Genomic DNA, 21,091 nt, shown 5'->3' with positions numbered 1-21,091 from the left:
GAAAACGGTAATACAAAGGCTTTCACAGGGATTTTTGCGCAATTACTTTCGCTGAAAATTTAACCTAATTGCTTAATCACCCTAAATATCATGGTCCTTTTGGATTTTCTCGATGGATCGGGGAAATCCAGGGACTATTTTTATTTAAACTCATCTACTTTTCAAAGTCTATTCAAAATTCGGTAAAGTATGATTCCTTAGTATCTGATAAATTAAAAATTTCCAATTCTATAAAAAATTCACCTAAAAAATTCACAAAAATGAAGAATCAGAATAAACAGATTTACAGAATCATTTTTTTCATCTTCTTGTTTTCATGTCAAACCATTGCACAATCGATCCCACCGACCAATGTCCAAGGAAACAAACCATTACCTTGCTGGGATTGTGCGCCGGCTGATTGGTATGATTTCGGAGGAACACCCGATATGTCCAACCGAAATCAAGCTGCAGCATCTGGCACTTCTGGTGGTGGAGCCACTTGGAATTCTGCCCCACTTCCACTTCCTCCAAATGGACATACGGACTGGATTACGATCCGAGATATAGGAACTGCAGGGACAGAAGAATCTGTTGGAACCAACATTACAGGTTTAACAATCGGAAGAGAATATGAAGTCGTGGTGTATACTTTAACTTCTTTGGCGCCTTCCTATAGCCCAAATTATATTGACTTTTTCGACTTTCAAGTAGGGGCATTTCCTCGCGTAAATGTGACCAATATCAATAGAGACACAGATGGCGAATGGGGCGTCAATCGTTTAAGATTTATTGCAGACCAAACTTCACACCAATTTGCTTTTTTTCCCGGCTCAAACGCTGCCAATAATTCATCCATTGAATCGGTTAATCTTTCTGTTTCCTTAAATGCAGTCAATACGATACCTGTAGCTGAAGACAAAACCGGTACCACGACAAATCTTCCCATCATCATCAATCTGATGGAAGGTGCTCAGGATTTTGATCCGGGACAAAGCGTCGTAGTCAGCAGCATCGATTTGGATCCTACGACTCCAGGAATTCAAGCTAGTATAACAACAGCAGAAGGCGTTTGGACTGTCAACCATACAACGGGTGATGTGACTTTTACGCCTGCGAGCGGATTTATCGGCATTGCAACTCTTCCCTATACTGTTCAGGATGATTATACATTGGACGGAAATCCTTCTCCCGGCACATCTTCGCCTAAAAACATATCAGTAACGGTAAATGCCGCTATAATTGATCTGGATACAGACAATGATGGTATTCCGGATTGTGTGGAAAAAGGTCTTGACGGAGCCATTTTAAATGACTTGTTTGCCCTTGCGGGGGATGCCGTAAGTGATATTCCGGGAGTACCGGACAATGAAGTAAGATTAACAGACGCTATAGGTAACCAAAGCGGCTCTATGTGGTCATTGGGTAAAATTAATTTCGCTGAGGATTTTGTCATCCGGTTTCAGGCTAATTTAGGTACATTGGATGCCACAGGAGCAGACGGAATCGCGTGCGTGTTTCACAATGATCCTGCCGGAACATCTGCCGTGGGTGCGGTAGGAGTAGGAATCGGGGCCGCGGGTATCATAAATGGTCTTGCACTCGAAATGGATACCTGGGCTAACGGAGCAACTTCGGAAGATATACCCAATGATCACGGGATGATTTGGGATACAGACGATTCCGTCGTCACATCCGGTGAGTTTACGACCTTTGTGAGTTTAACCACGGCTGTAGATTTAGGGAATCTGGAAGACGGTAACTGGAAAGATGTGGAAATATCCTGGAACGCCTCTACCCGAACGCTCTCCTATATGGTTAATGGAACAAATGCAGGCTCCTATACACATCCAGGTTCACTTGATGATTTCTGTGAAGAATATTTTAGCATTACACCAACAGAAACCAATAAGTTGGTTTATTACGGATATACAGCTTCTACCGGTGGCAGTTTTAATGATCAGAGAGTCCGGTTCAATAATCTTTGTGAGGACTATCCGATATTCGTTGATACGGATGGAGATGGAATTCCTAATGAATTGGACCTTGATTCCGATGGAGACGGCTGCCCTGATGCCATAGAAGGAGACGGGTATATAACTCAGGGGCAATTGAACCCTGACGGAAGCATTACGGGATCTGAAGATGAGGACGGAATTCCTGTTCTGGCAAACGGAGGGCAGGGAATTGGAACCGCTTATGATGCAGGTTTCAACGAATGCGATGATATCTGTACACAGCAGGTTGCCGGACAAGATTTCGGATGGACATATCCGGATGGCACACCATCACCTGTTACCGAAATCTTCAATCAGCCGTCAACAAATTACGGATTCGTTCTGGATATTTATACGCTGGATAACTCATTTAACATGGAGATCAACGGAACGAATATCGCTAATCAGGAAATAGAGTTTCAATCCTCAGGAACATCCGGAATAAATGTACGTTTTATAGATGGTGACGAGTATGAAACAGATACAGAAGGAGATATATGGGAGATGACAGGAACAGAAGAAAACCCTTTGATCCGTGTTGTCATTAGCCCTTCCGGCACTATATCCCTGTTTGGAAGTAAAACTTCGGGAGGTTCTTTGTTTCCGCTTGAACTCATCAATGGTAATTCTTTGAATAGCATCACGTGGAATGATGGAGCGCCTAACACCATAATTGCAACACAAAACGTGGTGGGTGTAACGAGCATTTCGGGAGAAGGCTACGGATTGAAAATTGTTGCCTGCCCATGTGTAAAACCGGGAGCAACAGGGGCACCTGCCGGATTCAGTAAAGTAGGAATTTTGACCAAAGGAGATCCTTCTATTGCCAACTGGCCAAATGATGTTCCAAACGGATACCTCGTACTGGATGCCGCGCAAAAAGGAATGGTGGTAACCCACATGACGACTGCCCAACGTGATGCCTTGACTCCTGTGGACGGAATGGTTATTTACAATACAGAGGAAGATTGTTTACAACTCTACAGAGGAACTGCTCCGGGAATAGATTCAGACAGAACCGGATGGAACTGTATAGAAAGAGGGTGTAACGAAGAGTAATAGATTAACCAACCTTGCCGGTTCTGCTTGTCGGGGTCGGTAAGGTTTTGTGAAAAATAATTAAATCAAATAATAATGAACTTGAGAAAAAAAATAATCCTGACGACAATTGTTTTAGGCGCTTCTTTTCTGACAAACGAAGCAAAAGCGCAGGTAGCAATAGGAAAATCTGATGTAGCTAACAGCAGTGTTTTACTAGATTTCGGAACAGATGCAAAAGGAATCATTTTACCTTCTGTGGATGCTGCTCCCGGAGCTGTGGGAGGCACCTTCATTTTTGACACAACTGATGATTCCGTCAAGGTTCTGGAGGAGAAAAACGGAGGTGCAAATGATAACTGGACCAACCTGACAGAGAATGACGAACCAGGAGTTGCCCATTCTTTTATAAATACCGGGAGTGATGTGGGAGAAGGCGTAATAATTGGTGCCGATACTACCACCAAACCAGGAGTTTTGGTACTGGAATCCACCACAAAAGCATTGGTTTTACCTCAAGTTGAAAATCCACATTTAACAATGCCTGGCGTTATTGCCGGCACTATGGTGTATGACACCGCTTCAGATATGTTGGCTGTTTTTGACGGTAACAATTGGAGTTATTGGAAATAACATTAAATATACTTTAATCAACCTATATTTCTATTTGCAGAATGCACAACCACCTTAATGTGCATTCTGCAATCTTTAAAATCTCTCAATAACTAAAAACTAAAATCATGAAAATTACCAATCACAAAAAAATGAACCATTCGGCTTGGGGCGTATTAGGATTCTTAATGTTCATCAGCTCCATATTTTTTTTCAACGCTATCCAGATTGAAATCAAATTGACCATCCTTTGTCTTGCCTTGTTCATTTCTATTTTGTTTTTACAAATTACAGCTGTAGAATTAAAATCTACAGAAAACAACATCATCATTAAAAAGAAGCATCCTTTATTTGGTAAAAAACAAATCAAAACCATTGTAAAAATTCCCAAAAAACACCTTGAATTCTACTATATCAATGAAAAAATATTGGGGTACGAATTGATTTTAATGATAAAAAAAGAAAACGGCTTAATTGAAACCATCAAAATAAAGCTTATAGGATTTAGTTGGAAAATGATCATCAGAATGATCAAATCACTGGAAAATGCAAAAAGATCAAGTCAATATGCCAGAGAATTTTAAATCAATTCACATTGGGAAATACATACAAGAATTGGTTACAGAGAAAAAAATTGATATTCGCAGAATTTGTAACTTTTTAGGTTGTTCTGAAAAAAAGATTGAAGAAATCTATAAATCTCCAAATGTAAGTACGGATGAATTATTGAAATTAAGTAAATTGCTTGAATACGATTTTTTCAGAATTTATAGCCAACACCTGATTTTATATGCCCCACCGACCGCTCGGAATCCTGTTGAAAAAAGTCAATTGCCAAAATTTAAAAAGAACATCTATACAAAAGAAATCATCGATTTCATACTGGAAGAAATCAAAAATGGCGAAAAATCCAAAGCCCAAATCATCAAAGAATATGGAATCCCGAAAACCACGCTTTACAAATGGATAAGTAAATATGAAAACCTCTAATTCACATCATTTAGGAAAAACAAAAAATGAAATTGTCTTAGAGTTGGGACAAGAATTTAACTATTACCCATCTTCTATTTGGTCCTATTTTATTAAAACGAATTGGTTGGGTCAAAATAAATTCTTGGTTCTTTATTTCGAAAATGAAAAAGTCATAAAAGTGGAAATAAAATCTAATTATGGAAAATTCAAATCAAATCAAATATAAAAAGATCTACAGTGACCTGATCAAAAAGAAGTTTCCGGAAAAAGCCAACCTTCTCAAGTCTTATTTACACAAGAAAGAACTTTCTCAGTTAGATGTCATCGAGATCAATCAAAAAATATTTGGAAAATCACAGGAAGAATATTCCAAAACCAACCAAAAATTGAAAGCATATAATCCAGAACATATTTATCAAATATTAGAGTTTCAAAAAACGCATCAGTTGAACAATACCGAACTTGCAGAACATTTTAACATGAGCCGAAATACGGTTGCAGCCTGGAAAAGAAAATATCTAGTATAGATATTTAGTTAGTTTAGTTGTGAAAAAAATGCACCTCGTTTGAGGTGCATTTTTTACATTTATAGGGCTAATTTACATTGAAGTCGGATTGGAATCATCGATATTGTAAAATTCTACTACACTATCATAATTGCTATAATCCACAGTCGCATTTTTTCCATAATCTGCCGGCACGATTAAAATACGGAAGGTTTTGTTGTTGACAAATTCAGTCCCAAACAAATCAAAAGTTCCTCCGGCATACAAAACGAAATCATATCTCGAGAAATCAAAGTTATAATCCACTTCATTTCCATCGCTTAAATATTGGGTGATCGGAATCTGTTGCCAAATTGGCGAATTATTATTGGTCGTACCAACGCGCATATACGCGAGCAACATATCGGTATCATAAATCGGTGTATTAAAAGTTCGGGCGATTTGCCAAACACCATTGATTTCTTCAAAATTTACATTGTTCACATCAATAGCTACCGGATAAGTATCATAATCGATGTATTCTTGATTATCATCATCGCTTACACAGCTAAAAGAAATCAAACCAAATACAGCGACAAATAAGAAAGGAATTATTTTTTTCATAATTTTTGGGTTTTATTGTTTTACATTCGTATTTCAAATCACATACCAAATTTTATTTCTACAAAATGAAAAACCAATTTCTTTTAAATCCAAATCTTCATTTTCTAAACTTTGGTTCATTTGGAGCCAGTCCAAAACCCGTTTTTGAAACCTATCAAAACTTCCAAAAAGAACTTGAACTTCAACCTGTAGAATTCATGATTGAAAAAGCACCGCTATATCTGAAGAATTCTCGGATTGCTTTAGCGAAATATTTAAATTGTCATGAAGATGATTTGGTTTGTGTCACCAATCCCTCGTATGGTGTAAACATCGTCGCCAAAAATTTGAGGTTAAAACCGGAGGATGAAATTTTAACAACCGATATCGAATATGGAGCTTGCGACCGCACATGGAAATATTATTCTGAGAAATATGGCGCAAAATACATCCGCCAAAAAACCAATTTCCCCATTCAGTCCAAAGAAGAATTTGTTGAAGAATTTTTAAAAGGCATCACACCCAAAACCAGATTGATATTCATCAGCCATATCACCAGTTCAACTGCGCTGAGATTGCCGGTCGAAGAAATCTGCAAAGCCGCAAGAGAACTGGGCATCATGACGTTTATAGATGGCGCTCATGGTCCGGCCCAAGTCGAAGTCGATTTACAAAAAATGGATTGCGATATCTATGTGGGTGCTTGTCACAAATGGATGATGGCACCAAAGGGAAGCTCCTTTTTGTACGTTCGGAAAGAATGGCAGGATTTTCTCGATCCTTTGGTTATCAGTTGGGGCTATGAGGCCGATTTTCCGAGTCATTCCCAGTTCATCGATTACCATGAAATGCAAGGAACTCGAGATTTATCGGCTTTTTGTACGATTCCGAAAGCCATTGAATTCATGGAAGAAAACAATTGGACAGCAATCAGTAAAAATTGTCGAAAGTTGGTACTGAAAAATGCTTCAACACTATGTGAAATTTTAAACAAAAAACCACTTTCACCCATCAACGATGATTTCATCGCCCAAATGTTCAGTTGTGAAATTGACACAAAAAATCCAAAAGGATTGCATGATCTATTGCTTCAAAAATACCAAATCGAAATTCCGGTAATGCCGCATGGAGACAAATGTTTCATCCGATATTCCATCAATGTATTTAATTCGCAAGAAGATTTAGATCAATTGTTTTCAGCTTTAAAAGAAATTAAAACCATAGAGATTTCCTAAAACTATCAACATTTAACTCCTATTGAGTTGTTGGTTATTTTAATATATGAAAGTCAGTTTTTATACCATTATTTTATTGCATAGATGTTAGTCATTGATAATTCGTAATTCGTAATTCGTAATTCGTAATTCTTACAAATTATCCAACTGATTTCTCATCTTATTTTCACTAATTGTCCAGAAAAACCCGATGAAAAAGAACCTATCCATGGATGGACGAAGTGCCAAACGATCATAAACCCCTTGTTCATTTGGTGAATTGGCATAGGAATATCCGTTTACATTTTTGATTCCAACAGGATTGGAGATAGAGAAATACAAAATTTTCTGTTGGCTTAACAGATAAGCCCAACTCAAATTGATCGTATTGAAAGTTCGGGTTTTTTCTTGTAAAAATCCTTCCAAATTTGGATTGGTATACGGTCTTCCCGACCCAAACTGATAGGTCAGTCCGACCTGAGACCGCCATTCCTGAATCCAATATTTCCCCACAACCGAAACATTGTGATTGGCGACAAAACTCGGTTGGGCTTCGACCGGAAAATCTTTGTACAAACGTTCGGTGTCGATATACGAATAAGATACCCAATATTGTAGATTTTTGATATGGCTTCCATTGTTTCGCCAGAAAACATCAATTCCTCTTGCAAAACCTTCACCATTTTGAATGTAATTGAATTGTCCATCATTTCGCACCAAATCTTCATAATCTTTTTGGTACAGTTCGACACGTATCGTTTGTTTGTCTTTTTGGTAAAAATAATTGACCAAATATTGACGGGATTTCATAAACCCTGAAGGTTCTACATATCCCAATTCTTCCATAGGAGATTGAAAAAATTCCCCATAAAAAGCAGACAAATTATGGTAACGATTCAATTTATACGCCAATGAAATTCTCGGTGAAACATTCCATTCTTTTACAAAATCTGAATATTCAGACCGAACTCCTGATTTCAATCCCCATTTCCGTGCGAAATACCAGGTATATTCAGCATAAGCACCAAATAATTTTTCTTTTAAATCGGAAGTTTGGTTTTGTAAAACGTTTTTGTTTTCATCTGTTCTGCCTACAAACTCAGACCCAATACGAAAATGATTTTTGGAGTTCAATTTCCATTCGACTTCCGCTTTTCCGTTGATTCCGATTTCTTCTGTTTCAAATCGATCAGCTGCTTGATTGACGTTGGTATTGGCTTTGGCCAATGAAAATCCGATAAATCCTTCTAATTTTTTTGAGAATTCATGAACATAAGAATTGTTCCAATATAAATTCGTATTGTTCAATTTAAAATCGATTTTTTCTGGTGAATTTATGTCTTCGTACCTCATTCCCAATTTGGAATATTCCATCGCCACATAAGATTTATACAATCCATTTTTAAATTGATGTCTATAAACCGCTTCTCCACTATAACCTTCCGGTTCATGTGTCCATTCGTCTCGGGTGGAAAGAATCTGAAAAACAGGCCAAAGATTATAATAAGCCGCACTTGCAGTCAACGCATCCTTCTCCCAAACCCGATTGGCAGCCGCACTTACTCCGAGCGACATAAACCCTAAATCATAACTATTTTCTGTCGGAAAATCATTGGTTTCCAACGTTAAAATTCCCGATAAAGCTTGACCGTAAGAAGCATCGTAACCTCCTGTACTGAAATTCATTCCTTTGAATAAAAAGGGCGAATAACGACCGCGAGTTGGAGTATTGGGTGCGGTTTGGGAATAAGGTTGAAAAACCCGCAAACGATCGATGAAAATGGATGTCTCCTCTCCTTCTCCACCTCGTATGAAAAGCCGTCCGTCTTCCGCCACATTATTGGTTCCCGGTAAAGTTTGCATCGCTGCGATGATGTCTCCGTCAGATCCTGCTGTGGTCACAACGTCCAGCGAATTCATCATGGTTTCATTTGTGTTTCCGACGGCTTTCATGGTTCCGGCGGAAAAAACCACTTCATCCAATTCGGTTGCTTCCATGATTTCCAATTCTAATGGATTTTCCAATGGTAAAATGATCGGATATATTTCAGATGAAAAACCCGCTCCTTCCAGTTCCAATTCAAATTCGCCGACTTCTTCCGTTTCAAATGAGAAAAATCCATTTTCGTCAGTAGAAGCACCATCATAAGTACCGACCAATGTAATGTTTACATTTTTCGCTGGTTCTCCCATAGAATTTCTGATGGTTCCAGAAACGGTAGATTGAGCAAATGATAAAATTCCGAAAACTAAAATTAAACTGCAGATGAAAGATTTCATGGTTAATATTTTGATCAAATTTGAACCAAACAAATTTCGATAAAAAATCCAATTAGATGAATTGTGTATTTTCGTGGATGAATTGTTGGTAAGCTATCTAAGGTTCTCCTTAATTTAACATTTAAATTTGATACTTTTGTATACTGAAATAGCTAAACAATTCATGAACAAACCTATATTCCTTTTATTATTTCTCCTTTCTTTCCTCTTATATTCCCAAACCAAAATTACGGTGATGGATGGTTTTATGGAAGACCAACCGATGGAATCTGTCGTTATTTTATCAGAAAACAACATTGAACTAGGAAAAACCAATTCCAAAGGGATTTTCATGGTGCCGGCTGAGGTAAATCTTGTCAAAATTTATTTCGAGGGTTACGAAGAAAAAAAATTATATGTCTATGGACGTGATCTTGTCGTTCAACTGAACCCGATAACCGTTCATTTAACTTCTACCAAAATTACCAACGACGATTCTGAAGCCAAAAGAATCATCCGTTCTGTGATCCAGAATCGAAAAAAAAACAGTTTAGAAAACTTGAAGTCTTATGAATTTAAAAGTTATTCGAAATTTTTGGTTACGGCAAATAAAGACTCGATGCCGTATATCATGATGCCAAAAAATGAGAATGACTCCAGTTATAATGATGTCAGGAGATTATTGGACAAAAGCCATTTGATGCTAGGCGAGCGAGCGATGGACCATAAATTTTCACAAAAATTGGGAGAGAAAAATGTAGTCAAAGCCACCCGAATTTCAGGAACCAAAATTCCACTTTATGAATTTGTGGCCATGCAGCCGATTTCCTATACATTTGACGAAGAAAAATTCAACTTTTTCCTTCGCGAATTTGTCAATCCCGTTTCCAATTCAGGTTTGAACGAATACCGATTCAGAATTTCCGATGAAGAAACTTATGAAGGAAAAGAGATCGTCGTCATTTCCTTTTTTCCGCAAAAAAGAATTCCCAACAAACCCCAAATCAAAGGCAACGTCTGGATCGATAAACAGAAAAAAGCCATCGCCAAATTTTATGCGGAAAACCTTTCTGATACCAATGTAGCAGAACTCGAAGTCGATTGGACCAATTACCGAGATTATTGGTTCCCAAAACAACAAAGATTCCGTATGGATGGCGGCGCAATTTCCTATCCATCTGTAAAAGATACGGTACTGGCTGATGGAACCATTCGACTCGATACGATCAAAAAAAAGGAAAAAGTCTGGTTGCACTTGACCACAACTTTTAAAGATATCGTTTCGCCCAAAGAATTTGACGCCAAAGAATTCAGAGGTTATACCAACGAAATCGATTTGAATTCGATGGAAAATTCTGATGAAACTTTGGAGATGTATCGAGAAGATTCGTTGACTGAAATGGAACAAAACACTTATGTGAAAATTGATTCTATTGGCGAAAAATACAAGATGGACCGGAACATTCGTTTGCTGAGAATCATCGGTTCAGGAGGAAAATATTCCATTGGTAAATTTGATTTAGACCTAACTCGATTGTTTGATTATAATGATTTTGAAGGATTTAGAATCGGTGCTGGTGGCGCAACCAATTACAAACTCAGTGATGATTTTTCCCTCAATGGTTATGTTGCCTATGGATTTAGAGATGAAAAGTTCAAATTTGGAGGAGGCGTTGATTGGTTTGTCAATAAACCTTACTCGGGAAAAATATTTGCAGGTTACGAACAAGATGTAGAACCATCCGGTCGAAATCCGATTCCATTACAAAACAATTATTTACGGTTTATCAATGGAACACTCACAAATATTTACAATGATTATTTCTTCAGTTACCGAAAAGTAAAAGCCGGATACCAACAAGATTTATTTCAAAATGTAACCTTTAGCATTTCAGGTATTTATAATGAAAAGACTGCAGAATTCGCTTATCAATATCTCAACAATCGCCCCGATGAGAAATTCCTTTCATTTGATACGGAATTGGCGCTGCGTTGGGCTCCAAAAGATAAAAATGTAAGAACCCCTTTTGGAAAAGTGACCATTTCGAGCGGAATGCCTGTTTTTTATCTGACACTGACCCAAGGTTGGAATGTTTTCAATGCAGATTATACACCGACGAAATTGGATTTTACCTATTTAGACAATTACCAAACTTTTCTGGGACAAACCGACGTTCAAGTCCGTACCGGAGCTGTTTTTGGAGAAACGCCGATCATGAATATGTTCGAAGGAATGGGAAATGCAAAACGAGGCGACCAAATTTTCAAACATTTCGGAGTTGCAGGATTGAATAATTTTGAGACGATGTTGCCAGGTGAATTTTATTCGGACAAATATTTCATGTTCCATCTTTCACATAAAATTGCCGGATTTAAATTTTTAAACCGAGAAGTTTTCCCAGAATTCATTTACCGTGGTTTGATTGGCGATATGAAAAACCCGAGTAATCATCAAAACATCTCTTTCCAAACACCTGACAAATACTACCAAGAAGCAGGATTGGAGTTTAATCAATTGATTTATGGCGTTTTTGGAGTGGGAACCTATTATCGTTTCGGAACTTATGCGCATGATACATTTGACCAAAATTTCTTTTTGAAATTGACTTTGAAGTTGACTTTTTTTTAAATGGAAATATGCTAATCGCTTTCTATTGGCCGGTCTTTGAGAGTTCGGTGGTGAATATCTGATTTGGCTTTGTGAAAGAAGAAAACCAATTTGATATGGAGGTATTAGTGCAATGGTGTTGGTTTTCTATACTATAGTTTCATTAAAAGGTATTGAAATTATTTATTATGCATCAAGGGATTAAATAACTTTTGTAATAATTACTAAATTTGACCGCTTTAACGAAAAAACATGAAAAAACATTTACTAACCGCTTTTTTCCTGAATTTATTCCTGATTGCTTTTTCCCAAAATATCGTATTTGAGGATATAAATTTTAAAAATAAATTACTTCAATCCAGTCCTACAAACCAAATAGCAAAAGATTTGAATGGAAATTATTTTGCAATTGATGCAAATGGAAATGGGGAAATTAGTCAAAATGAAGCAATTCAAGTCAGTTATTTGGATGTAAGTGATTCCGGTATAAATTCTATGACAGGAATATTATTTTTTGACAATCTTCAATATTTGGATTGTTCCGAAAATGTTCTTTCAAAACTGTACCTCTATGAATATTCCACAGGAGATAATTTGTATCAATTAAAAGAATTAAATACTTCCGGCAATTTCCCATTACATGATTTGGATATAAGACAGCTTCATAATCTTGAAGATATCAATGTTTCTGGAAATGCATTGTCAAACACCATAATAAATTATTACAAATTTGAGGGACTTTTTACGAGAGGAAAAAAAGTTAACGTTTCAAACAATGCATTTACGCAAATTGATTTAAATTCAGTAGAATTAGAGGAGTTTATATTTGATCAAAACCCTTTGCATACTTTAAACATTCAAGACAATAAAATTCAAAATTTATATATTCCAACCTTTGAAGATCTTACAAGCATCACTCTAAATCTTTATGAAGAAACAGAATTAGAAATAGCTGTTCAACCGATTATAGAGACATTGTTTATCGAATCAAATCAAAATTTTAACGGAACAATTGAGCTAAAAGATCAAATCATTACAGACGCTTTAATAATTCGAGCTTTTAATTCAAACGTTATACTTGATAACACCGGAATTGCCGATTTTCAGAATATCGAATTATTTGCTAATTCTTTGGTGGTAAAAAATAGTTCGGTCATAAATATTTTAAATTTACGCAACACGCTTTTGTATAGTTTGAGTTTAGAAAATCTTCCAAATTTAGTAAACTTAACACTTGCAAGACCTGCTGAAAATTTAGATTTAGATGCGTTTCCGAGCTTGGAAAATCTTCATATGGAACAGCATGTAGGATATGCCATACCAGAAGAATTTGAAGACGATTATATCCCTATGAGTTTTGATTTCTCAGAGGATTTGTTTCCGAATTTGAAGAGTTTAGAGGTATTTGCTTTCGATTTAATTTCCGATTTATATATTCATGATTTGAATTCTTTAGAATACATAAATGTAAACATAGGATATTTTGATTGTGAAAATGTAGTGATTCAAAATTTACCATCATTAGAAGTCCTTCTTATAAGTGGCGTAAATCGTCTTAATATGAACGACGAAAATCAATTAATTATTCAAAACTTTCCTCAGTTAAATTCTTTAGATATTTTATTAAAAAACCCGAATGGAAACGATGTAGATGATTTCATTTTCTTCAACTTACCTTCATTGTCAAACGTTATCATTGATTTTTATGAAGTAACTAGTCATTCAGTTAAAACCATAGATTTTTCTGGAGCACCTTCTTTAATTAGTCTGAAATTATTTGAACTCAGAAGCGCAGGAATTGATTTTCTCAACCTAAAAAATGGTAATGAACAAATGGAATATATAAACATCTTGCATACAGGAATTTCACATATTTGTGTTGACAGTGAATTTGAGAGAGACTATATAGATCAAAATTACGATGTACCTACTGTCGAATTCACCTATGACTGCCCATTTCATTCGGGAGGATATTTCAATAAAACAGAAGGTTTGTTAAAAATTGACGTCAATCAAAATAATTGTATCAATTCAAATGTTTTTGCAAATGGATATCGAATTGATAATTTCGCTAATTCCATAAATTTAAAATCTTTTACAAACAGCTTTGGTTATTATAATTTTTTTAATCAATATCTAAATGAAGAAATAACCATTCAACCTCAGTCAAATGATTACTTTCAAATCTCTCCACCTACCCAAACGGTAAATTATTCCGAATATGGAAATATTTCAAATTTTGACTTTTGTCTAAAACCCATTGGGATACATAACGATTTAGATATTGTAATTATTCCTATTGACGATCCTCGCCCTGGATTTGATGTTTCTTATAAAATCCTCTACAAAAATAAAGGGAACACAACGTTATCAGGCGATGTTAAATTACAGTTTCAAGATGACTTTATGGAATTCATTTCTTCCAATCCAAATTTTGACAACCAATCATTTGGACAGCTTACATGGAATTACACTGATTTACATCCATTTGAGTCAAGGGAAATTTTAGTCAAATTTAATTTTAACACACCTACAGATCCCAACTTCCCTTTGAACAACGGTGATTGGATTTCCTTTAATACTACAATTTCTCCGTTTGATGATGACGAAACGGAAAACGATAATTTTTATTCACTACGTCAAGAAGTTATAAATTCATTTGACCCAAATGATAAAATCTGTTTGGAAGGAGAAATCATTGCACCCGAACAAGTCGGTGAATATGTTTACTATAAAATTCGCTTTGAAAATACAGGTACGGCAGATGCCGTCAATATTGTTGTGAAGGACATAATTGATTTAAATAAGTTAGATATGAATTCATTTACACCCGTTACGGCAAGCCATTCCTTTGAAACAAGAATTAAAAACGAAAATATAGTAGAATTCATTTTTGAAAATATAAATCTTCCGTTCGATGATACAAATAATGATGGATACGTCGTTTTCAAAATAAAAACACTAGATACATTAGAGTTAAACGATGTATTTACCAACCAAGCTGAAATATATTTTGATTACAACTCACCTATTATCACTAACAATTACGAAACAACCGTATCGGACGAAATGAATTTATCCGATGTAGAAATAAATGAATTCATTATATATCCCAATCCTATAAAAGATTCTTTTCAAATTTCATCAAAAGAAAAAATTCAAAAAGTAGAAATATTTGATTCACTTGGACGTATTATTAAAAGATTTACTAGCAAAGAATCTTATTCTATACGGGAACTTTCAACTGGAATATATTTTGTGAGAATTTATTTTAATTATTCATTTGTAACAAAAAAAATCATTAAATAATCATTCTTTAAGTTCAGTATAGATTGATAAATAAAATCTTAAAAATAATTCTTGTAATCATTGGAATATAAATTGCAGGATTGCCCCTAATTTATTTCAATCAAGAAAAATTGATATTTCTTCCAACTAAATTAGACAAAAATTTTAATTTCCTTTTTCTCAGGATTTTGAAGAGGTCAGCCTACAAACCGCTGATGGTGTCAATTTAAATCTGATTCACTTCAAAGCCAAAAATCCAAAGGGCGTTGTTTATTATCTGCACGGTAACTCAGGAAATCTATCTGGTTGGGGAGATATAGCCGATACCTATTTAGCATTAGGGTATAATGTTTTGATTTTGGATTATCGGGGATTCGGAAAGAGCGAAGGAGAAATCGAAAGTGAAAAACAATTTTATGATGACGTAGCGCTAGGTTATGGTTTTCTGAAGGAAAGATTCAATGAAGATGAAATCATCGTTATCGGTTATTCAGTCGAAACCAGTGCTGCTTCTCATTTGGCTTCAACCAATTCTCCTAAATTGCTCATCCTTCAAGCACCTTATTATAATCTTACTGAAATCGCAGACACTCGTTTTCCATTTGTTCCGAAATTCATGTTGAAATATAAATTTGAAAATCAAAAACATATTGAAAAGACGAAATGTCCGGTTTATATTTTTCATGGTGATGACGACCAAACGATTTTTTATGAAGATGCAGTGAAATTGAAGGATCATTTAAAAGATAAGGATCGATACATTACTTTAAATGGCCAAGGTCATGTTGGAATGAATGAAAATATTGAGTTTAAAGAAAAATTGCGAGAGCTTTTAAATTGATAAATTCTTTTACACTTCCCAATTTGCAGAATTCCCCATTTTAAATAAATTTGCGAAATGAACGACAACAGGCCGATTGGGGTTTTTGATTCCGGTGTGGGTGGACTGACGGTTGCAAGAGAAATCAAGCGATTGTTACCTCATGAAAACATCATTTATTTTGGGGATACCAAACATCTTCCTTATGGTGACAAATCCAAAGAAACCATTACTAAATTCACCAAAAAAATCACCAAATTCCTGGTCAAACAAAATTGCAAAGCTATCGTTGTAGCTTGTAATTCAGCTACTTCCAATTCCATAGAAGCGATACGAGAGGCTGCAGGAGATACATTGGTGATCGATGTGATCAATCCGGTTGCCAAAAAAGTCGCTTATGAATTGCATCAAAAAATAGGCGTAATTGCGACCAAAGCCACTGTCAACTCACATGCTTATCAAAGTTACATCAAGAAATACAACCGTCACCTAAAGGTAATCGAATTGGCAACACCACTTTTGGTTCCCATCATAGAAGAAGGTTTTCGCAATACACCTGTTTCAAAAAATGCATTGGAGTCCTATCTTTCCTATAAAAAGTTTGAGGATATCGATACCATTATTTTGGGATGTACACATTATCCGTTGATTGAAAAAGAAGTAAACGCAGTCTTTCAAGGTCGTGTGAAAGTTGTGGATTCACCATTAATTGTGGTCAATGAATTGATTCATGAAATGGAAAAAGATAACTTAATGGGCAATTCTCCCAATCCGACTTACCAATTTTATTTATCAGACTACACAGAAAATTTCGCCAAATTGGCCAAACAGATTTTTGGAAAATCCATTTCATTGGAACAAAAAAAACTGTAAACTAAGCGAATCTAGGTGAAATGATTAACTTTGCGCAAAATTAAGTACGTGAATTTATCATCCAAAGAATTAATCGCAATTGAAGATCAGTATGGCGCCCATAATTACCATCCGCTTCCGGTAGTTTTAGACCGTGGAGAAGGTGCATTTGTATGGGATGTGGAAGGAAAAAAGTATTTTGATTTCCTATCCGCTTATTCAGCTGTTAACCAAGGACATAGTCATCCAAGGATCATCAACAAATTGGTGGAACAAGCCAAAAAATTGACATTGACTTCTCGTGCTTTTTATAATTCTGAATTAGGAAAATATGAGAAATTTCTTTCGGAATTATTTGGATTTGATAAGGTTCTACCCATGAACACCGGAGCAGAAGCGGTTGAAACCGCAATCAAAATTGCCCGAAAATGGGGATATGAGAAAAAAGGAATTCCAGCCGGAGAAGCCAAAATAGTGGTTTGTAGCGGGAATTTTCACGGCAGAACCACTACCATCATTTCTTTTTCCAATGATGATGATGCCAGAAAAAATTTCAATCCTTATACGAGCGGATTTATTACTGTGGAATACAATGATGTCGAATCTTTACGTACTGCAATTGAAAAAGACAAAGAAACGATTTGCGGATTTTTGGTTGAACCGATTCAAGGTGAAGCCGGAGTTTATGTTCCGGATGAAGGATATTTGACGGCTTGTTTTGAGATTTGCAAAGCCAACAACGTATTATTTATTGCAGACGAAATCCAAACCGGTATTGCCCGAACCGGAAAAATGCTTGCTGTTGATCACGAAAATTTAAAACCCGATATGTTGATTTTGGGAAAAGCAGTTTCAGGAGGAGCTTATCCTGTTTCAGCTGTTTTAACCGATAATGAAGTGATGAATGTGATCAAACCCGGACAACATGGATCAACTTATGGTGGAAATCCATTGGCTTGTGCAGTTGCTACAGAAGCACTTCAAGTAGTCATCGATGAAGAATTGGCAGAAAAAGCAGAAAATTTGGGGAAAATATTTCGTGCAGAAATTGAAAAAATGATTCCTGAGTTTTCTTTCTTAAAATCGGTAAGAGGAAAAGGATTGTTAAATGCTGTTTTGATCAATGATACTCCTGAAAGTTCCACAGCTTGGGACCTATGTGTTGAGTTGATGAAAAATGGATTACTGGCTAAACCTACCCATGGAAACATCATCAGATTTGCTCCTCCTCTGGTCATTTCCGAATCAGATTTGAAAGAAGCCATAGAAGTTTTGAAAAGAACTTTTATGAAGTTTAAAAAATAATGAATATTTTTACAATTGTTAATAACTGAAACCAACCTTAAAGAAATATGAAAAAACATGTATTAACTGCTGCATTTTTACTTTTAATTGCAAATTCAATTTTTGCGCAGGAACTGAAAACAATCAATTATTCTACAAGCGAAATTAATGATAGTCAATTATCTCTTTCAGAAAATTGGGCTGCATACATCGATCAAAATGTTGTTACGATTTACAATGGAAAAATCCAAAATCAATCTAACTCAAAAGCTAAAAACCTTAATATAGAACTGTATTTAACACCCAAAGGTGCAGAAGAAACGGCTGGAGTCATCCAAGGGTATTCCCTTGCAAAAGTTCCGTTTAAAACGATCGATAAAAACTCAAATTTGGTGGGAGTCCATATTAAAAGTGATTTGACCGAGGTTCCACCTGCCGGGATTTATGATCCGGTATTGGTTTTGACTGATAAAAACGGAAAAGTTTTAAACTACCAAAATGTCCATAATTCGATTGAATCGAAAGACGGCGTTTTAGCTATTTATAAAGTGCCGGTTACACCAGAAGGTGCTGTGACAGCAAAACCGGATTTGTATCCGACTGTAAAAATGGACATTAAAGAGGACAATTCTGTCGTTTTAGAAAAAGACTGGCAAGTTGAAGTTGATTTTAAAAATTTTATGGTAAAAGTAATCGGTGGTGACATTACCAATAAAACAGATCAAGATCTGAACAATTTGGTTTTGGATGTTTTCCTTACCAAAGAAGAACAAACCAAAATCGATTCGAACTTTGATGCTGTTCATATCGCCTCTGCAGAACTTAAAAAAATCGAGAAATTTAAAAAGTTTGTAGACACTACCATTTCGACCAATCTCACTAGAATTCCGGAAACTGGAACTTACCACATCCTTTTAACGCTTTCGGTAAAAGATGACAAAGGAAATCCAGTGGTTAGAACCAAAAGAGCTTTTCTAGAAACGATTTCATTTTAATTGACCGTATTTTCTGTTGAACCCTACCAAAAGTTCAACGAAACGACCATAAGATGCCAAGCCTTCTTGATTATTCAATTTCAAGAAGGCTTCGTTCATCATAGAAAATACCTCATCTCCTTTCCCACTGTATTTTTCATTGATTAACTTTTCGTAATTACGATCTCGTTTCATTCCATCAGAATAGCGGATCAACATCACTTGAACATAAACTGGGTCTACTAATAAAATTCGATTCAAAATACTCCGCATGGCTTTATAATTGGAAACGTAATTGAGTGCTATATTTTTACTTTCTCTTCCCAATAAATATCCCACGAAATTGGCTTCATTTTCAGCAGCAAATCCCCATTGATGCGCCGTTTCATGCATTTGGGTAAAAAGTAATTTGGTGTCGGGCATATTAGAAATGAATTGAGATTCAGCTGTAAAAGGAATATAATAGCCTGCTACTCCCAAATAACTAAATCCCGTACTAAACAACGAAGCTTTAAGGTTGGGTGAACTGGTTGGAATCATTTGAATTTCAGGATAATGCTTTCTCACCAACTCTTGAGATTGATCCAATGTTGTTCTCATTTCTTTTATGGTTAAATTAGATTGAAAAACACCATTTTCATCTTCCAAAACAAATTCGCGCAAAAAAACAGAACGCATGAAATAAATCTCTGCCAAATTTTTTAATTCATCGATTTCTATATTATCAACATCATAGTTCTCTACAATCGGTTTTTTATCATAATTGAATCCCCAAACCAATTGAAAAATCCAATAAAATCCGGTCAAAAGAATTATCAAATGAATGATCCTTTTTTGAACCATTCTCCAATTTTTAACATGAATGGATTTGATAAATTGAACCAAAAAATACAAAATAACTAAGCCTAAAATCAAATAAAAAATATCGCCTATTGAAAAAGGGAAATTCTGACTGATAGATGAAAGAACTTTTGAGATTTGGGCATATATTTTTGGATACAAAAAATCTGGAAATCCTGAAAAACTTAAAAACTTTCCCAATAATAATGAACCCAAAAATAAACCAACGACCAACTTAAATTGGAAAGATTTTAAAAAAAGCATATTGGATTTTAAACTTTTAATCCACTCAAAAACCGTTCCAGCAAAAGAAATTTCAGTTTTAACATTATTTTAAGAACTAGTGGAATAGGTTTTGTTTTTTTGTCAACGTTGAAAATTAAAATTATAAATTATGAAACGAGTATTTGTATTGGCGGCGATGTTAGGATTTTCTTATTATGGATTTGCTCAAGAAAAACCATTATCACCATCAGAGGTTAAAAAAGAAAATGCTGCCACAGCGGTTGAGGAAAAAGAAGTAGCTGCCGAAAAATCGGAAGCCATTAAAGCGATAGAAGAAGGAAAAGAAATTCAAGTAAAATCTGACCCTACAAAAGCTACGTCTGTAAAAGGACAGGAAGTAGATCCTAAAGTAATCAAAGAAAAAGAAAGAAAAGTAAAAAAAGGTAAAAATAAAAAAGTTGCCGATGAAAAACCATTGGATGCTGTAGATGTAGCAAAAGAAAATGCTGCAACCGCTGAAATGGAAAAAAAAGTAGCCGCTGAAAAAACGGAAGCAGAAGTTGCTTTGGCGGAGGGAAAAGAAATCGTGGTGAGAGATTCTACCACAACTCATTCTGCTACTTCGAAGGTAAATAATTCAGGATTTCAGAGAACTGTAGGATTTGATGGAGCTTGGAAATTTGATATGGATTTAGCGGCCAGACAGATCACTTTAACCGGTGGAACACTGAACAACAAAGGAACTGCTTCTTCCAATACGTTAAGATTGATGGTTTATTTGGCAGAAAAACCATTTGACCTCAATAACCCGGAATTCATCGGAACGGTTTATTCTTCTGTAGATATTCCGGCTCTAAATGCAGGTGATGTACAATCTGGTCAAACTTACACGACAGCTTGGGCTTCTGAAACCAATCCTCCTGCAGGAACTTATTATCCTTATATTTTGTTGGGTGAACAAAATCCAACGACACAGGAATTTGAAGTTAAAGACGTAAAAGCTTTTGACAATTCAATTACGATAACTCCTTAAGTTATTTT

The 21,091-nt window shown here is 35.6% G+C and carries 16 protein-coding genes; 13 read left to right on the top strand and 3 right to left on the bottom strand.

Annotation, left to right across the window (positions count from 1 at the left end; all coding sequences use genetic code 11):
- Positions 1 to 260: 260 nt before the first annotated feature.
- From HU137_RS12005 to HU137_RS11985, 5 genes are all read left to right on the top strand, one after another.
- Positions 261 to 3,035, top strand: coding sequence for a lectin-like domain-containing protein (locus HU137_RS12005; protein ID WP_182044091.1), 2,775 nt, complete (start codon positions 261 to 263; stop codon positions 3,033 to 3,035).
- 75 nt (positions 3,036 to 3,110) lie between these two features.
- Entirely contained in the window at positions 3,111 to 3,647 is a 537-nt protein-coding gene (locus tag HU137_RS12000; protein WP_182044090.1) for a hypothetical protein, read from the top strand.
- A gap of 107 nt (positions 3,648 to 3,754) precedes the next feature.
- Positions 3,755 to 4,210 carry a hypothetical protein gene (locus HU137_RS11995; protein ID WP_182044089.1) on the top strand — a complete coding sequence of 152 codons (456 nt, stop codon included), beginning with the start codon at positions 3,755 to 3,757 and terminating at the stop codon, positions 4,208 to 4,210.
- Complete coding sequence (locus HU137_RS11990) at positions 4,173 to 4,616, top strand: helix-turn-helix domain-containing protein (RefSeq protein WP_246361553.1); 444 nt, start codon at positions 4,173 to 4,175, stop codon at positions 4,614 to 4,616. The genes HU137_RS11995 and HU137_RS11990 overlap by 38 nt, the downstream gene beginning before the upstream one ends.
- A 179-nt stretch (positions 4,617 to 4,795) precedes the next feature.
- Positions 4,796 to 5,125 (top strand): helix-turn-helix domain-containing protein, encoded by a 330-nt coding sequence (locus tag HU137_RS11985; RefSeq protein WP_182044088.1) that lies wholly within the window; start codon positions 4,796 to 4,798, stop codon positions 5,123 to 5,125.
- 72 nt (positions 5,126 to 5,197) lie between these two features.
- Here the strand turns inward: HU137_RS11985 and HU137_RS11980 are convergent, their stop codons facing one another.
- On the bottom strand, positions 5,198 to 5,707 hold the full coding sequence (locus HU137_RS11980; RefSeq protein ID WP_182044087.1) for a hypothetical protein: 510 nt from the start codon (positions 5,705 to 5,707) through the stop codon (positions 5,198 to 5,200).
- A 65-nt stretch (positions 5,708 to 5,772) separates the two neighbouring features.
- Between HU137_RS11980 and HU137_RS11975 the strand changes: the two genes are divergently transcribed.
- The gene (locus HU137_RS11975; protein ID WP_182044086.1) at positions 5,773 to 6,921 is read left to right on the top strand and encodes an aminotransferase class V-fold PLP-dependent enzyme; all 1,149 of its coding nucleotides are present in this window, start codon (positions 5,773 to 5,775) and stop codon (positions 6,919 to 6,921) included.
- Between the two features lie 132 nt (positions 6,922 to 7,053).
- Here HU137_RS11975 and HU137_RS11970 read toward each other — a convergent pair whose 3' ends face one another.
- Entirely contained in the window at positions 7,054 to 9,180 is a 2,127-nt protein-coding gene (locus HU137_RS11970; protein ID WP_182044085.1) for a TonB-dependent receptor, read from the bottom strand.
- Between the two features lie 163 nt (positions 9,181 to 9,343).
- On the opposite strand from HU137_RS11970, the gene HU137_RS11965 reads away from it, so the two are divergent.
- The 6 genes from HU137_RS11965 to HU137_RS11940 all read left to right on the top strand — a co-directional run bounded on the left by HU137_RS11965 (position 9,344) and on the right by HU137_RS11940 (position 19,006).
- Positions 9,344 to 11,788 (top strand): DUF5686 family protein, encoded by a 2,445-nt coding sequence (locus HU137_RS11965; protein WP_182044084.1) that lies wholly within the window; start codon positions 9,344 to 9,346, stop codon positions 11,786 to 11,788.
- A 231-nt stretch (positions 11,789 to 12,019) separates the two neighbouring features.
- Positions 12,020 to 15,076 carry a T9SS type A sorting domain-containing protein gene (locus tag HU137_RS11960; protein WP_182044083.1) on the top strand — a complete coding sequence of 1,019 codons (3,057 nt, stop codon included), beginning with the start codon at positions 12,020 to 12,022 and terminating at the stop codon, positions 15,074 to 15,076.
- A gap of 211 nt (positions 15,077 to 15,287) precedes the next feature.
- The gene (locus HU137_RS11955; protein ID WP_182044148.1) at positions 15,288 to 15,896 is read left to right on the top strand and encodes an alpha/beta hydrolase; all 609 of its coding nucleotides are present in this window, start codon (positions 15,288 to 15,290) and stop codon (positions 15,894 to 15,896) included.
- Between the two features lie 57 nt (positions 15,897 to 15,953).
- Complete coding sequence (murI, locus tag HU137_RS11950; protein ID WP_182044082.1) at positions 15,954 to 16,748, top strand: glutamate racemase; 795 nt, start codon at positions 15,954 to 15,956, stop codon at positions 16,746 to 16,748.
- A gap of 39 nt (positions 16,749 to 16,787) precedes the next feature.
- Entirely contained in the window at positions 16,788 to 18,032 is a 1,245-nt protein-coding gene (rocD, locus tag HU137_RS11945; RefSeq protein WP_182044147.1) for an ornithine--oxo-acid transaminase, read from the top strand.
- Positions 18,033 to 18,079: 47 nt separating this feature from the next.
- Entirely contained in the window at positions 18,080 to 19,006 is a 927-nt protein-coding gene (locus HU137_RS11940; protein ID WP_182044081.1) for a hypothetical protein, read from the top strand.
- On the opposite strand, the gene HU137_RS11935 is transcribed toward HU137_RS11940, so the two are convergent.
- A complete protein-coding gene (locus tag HU137_RS11935; protein WP_182044080.1) occupies positions 18,998 to 20,089 on the bottom strand; it encodes a DUF3810 domain-containing protein in 1,092 nt (363 codons plus the stop codon). The two genes, HU137_RS11940 and HU137_RS11935, sit on opposite strands and share 9 nt — an antisense overlap.
- Positions 20,090 to 20,219: 130 nt before the next feature.
- Between HU137_RS11935 and HU137_RS11930 the strand changes: the two genes are divergently transcribed.
- Complete coding sequence (locus HU137_RS11930) at positions 20,220 to 21,083, top strand: hypothetical protein (protein ID WP_182044079.1); 864 nt, start codon at positions 20,220 to 20,222, stop codon at positions 21,081 to 21,083.
- Positions 21,084 to 21,091: the final 8 nt, after the last annotated feature.

Source organism: Moheibacter lacus (assembly GCF_014042165.1).
GTDB lineage: Bacteria > Bacteroidota > Bacteroidia > Flavobacteriales > Weeksellaceae > Moheibacter > Moheibacter lacus.
Note: the sequence above shows the minus strand (reverse complement) of the source record. Positions and strands in the feature narration are given on the sequence as shown.

Coding starts and splice junctions, on each gene's coding strand:
- HU137_RS11935 (WP_182044080.1), bottom strand. CDS start 20,089: ATGCTTTTTTTAAAATCTTTCCAATTTAAGTTGGTCGTTGGTTTATTT.
- HU137_RS11970 (WP_182044085.1), bottom strand. CDS start 9,180: ATGAAATCTTTCATCTGCAGTTTAATTTTAGTTTTCGGAATTTTATCA.
- HU137_RS11980 (WP_182044087.1), bottom strand. CDS start 5,707: ATGAAAAAAATAATTCCTTTCTTATTTGTCGCTGTATTTGGTTTGATT.
- HU137_RS11975 (WP_182044086.1), top strand. CDS start 5,773: ATGAAAAACCAATTTCTTTTAAATCCAAATCTTCATTTTCTAAACTTT.
- HU137_RS11940 (WP_182044081.1), top strand. CDS start 18,080: ATGAAAAAACATGTATTAACTGCTGCATTTTTACTTTTAATTGCAAAT.
- HU137_RS11960 (WP_182044083.1), top strand. CDS start 12,020: ATGAAAAAACATTTACTAACCGCTTTTTTCCTGAATTTATTCCTGATT.
- HU137_RS11995 (WP_182044089.1), top strand. CDS start 3,755: ATGAAAATTACCAATCACAAAAAAATGAACCATTCGGCTTGGGGCGTA.
- HU137_RS11965 (WP_182044084.1), top strand. CDS start 9,344: ATGAACAAACCTATATTCCTTTTATTATTTCTCCTTTCTTTCCTCTTA.
- HU137_RS11990 (WP_246361553.1), top strand. CDS start 4,173: ATGCAAAAAGATCAAGTCAATATGCCAGAGAATTTTAAATCAATTCAC.
- HU137_RS11985 (WP_182044088.1), top strand. CDS start 4,796: ATGGAAAATTCAAATCAAATCAAATATAAAAAGATCTACAGTGACCTG.
- HU137_RS12005 (WP_182044091.1), top strand. CDS start 261: ATGAAGAATCAGAATAAACAGATTTACAGAATCATTTTTTTCATCTTC.
- murI (WP_182044082.1), top strand. CDS start 15,954: ATGAACGACAACAGGCCGATTGGGGTTTTTGATTCCGGTGTGGGTGGA.
- HU137_RS12000 (WP_182044090.1), top strand. CDS start 3,111: ATGAACTTGAGAAAAAAAATAATCCTGACGACAATTGTTTTAGGCGCT.
- HU137_RS11930 (WP_182044079.1), top strand. CDS start 20,220: ATGAAACGAGTATTTGTATTGGCGGCGATGTTAGGATTTTCTTATTAT.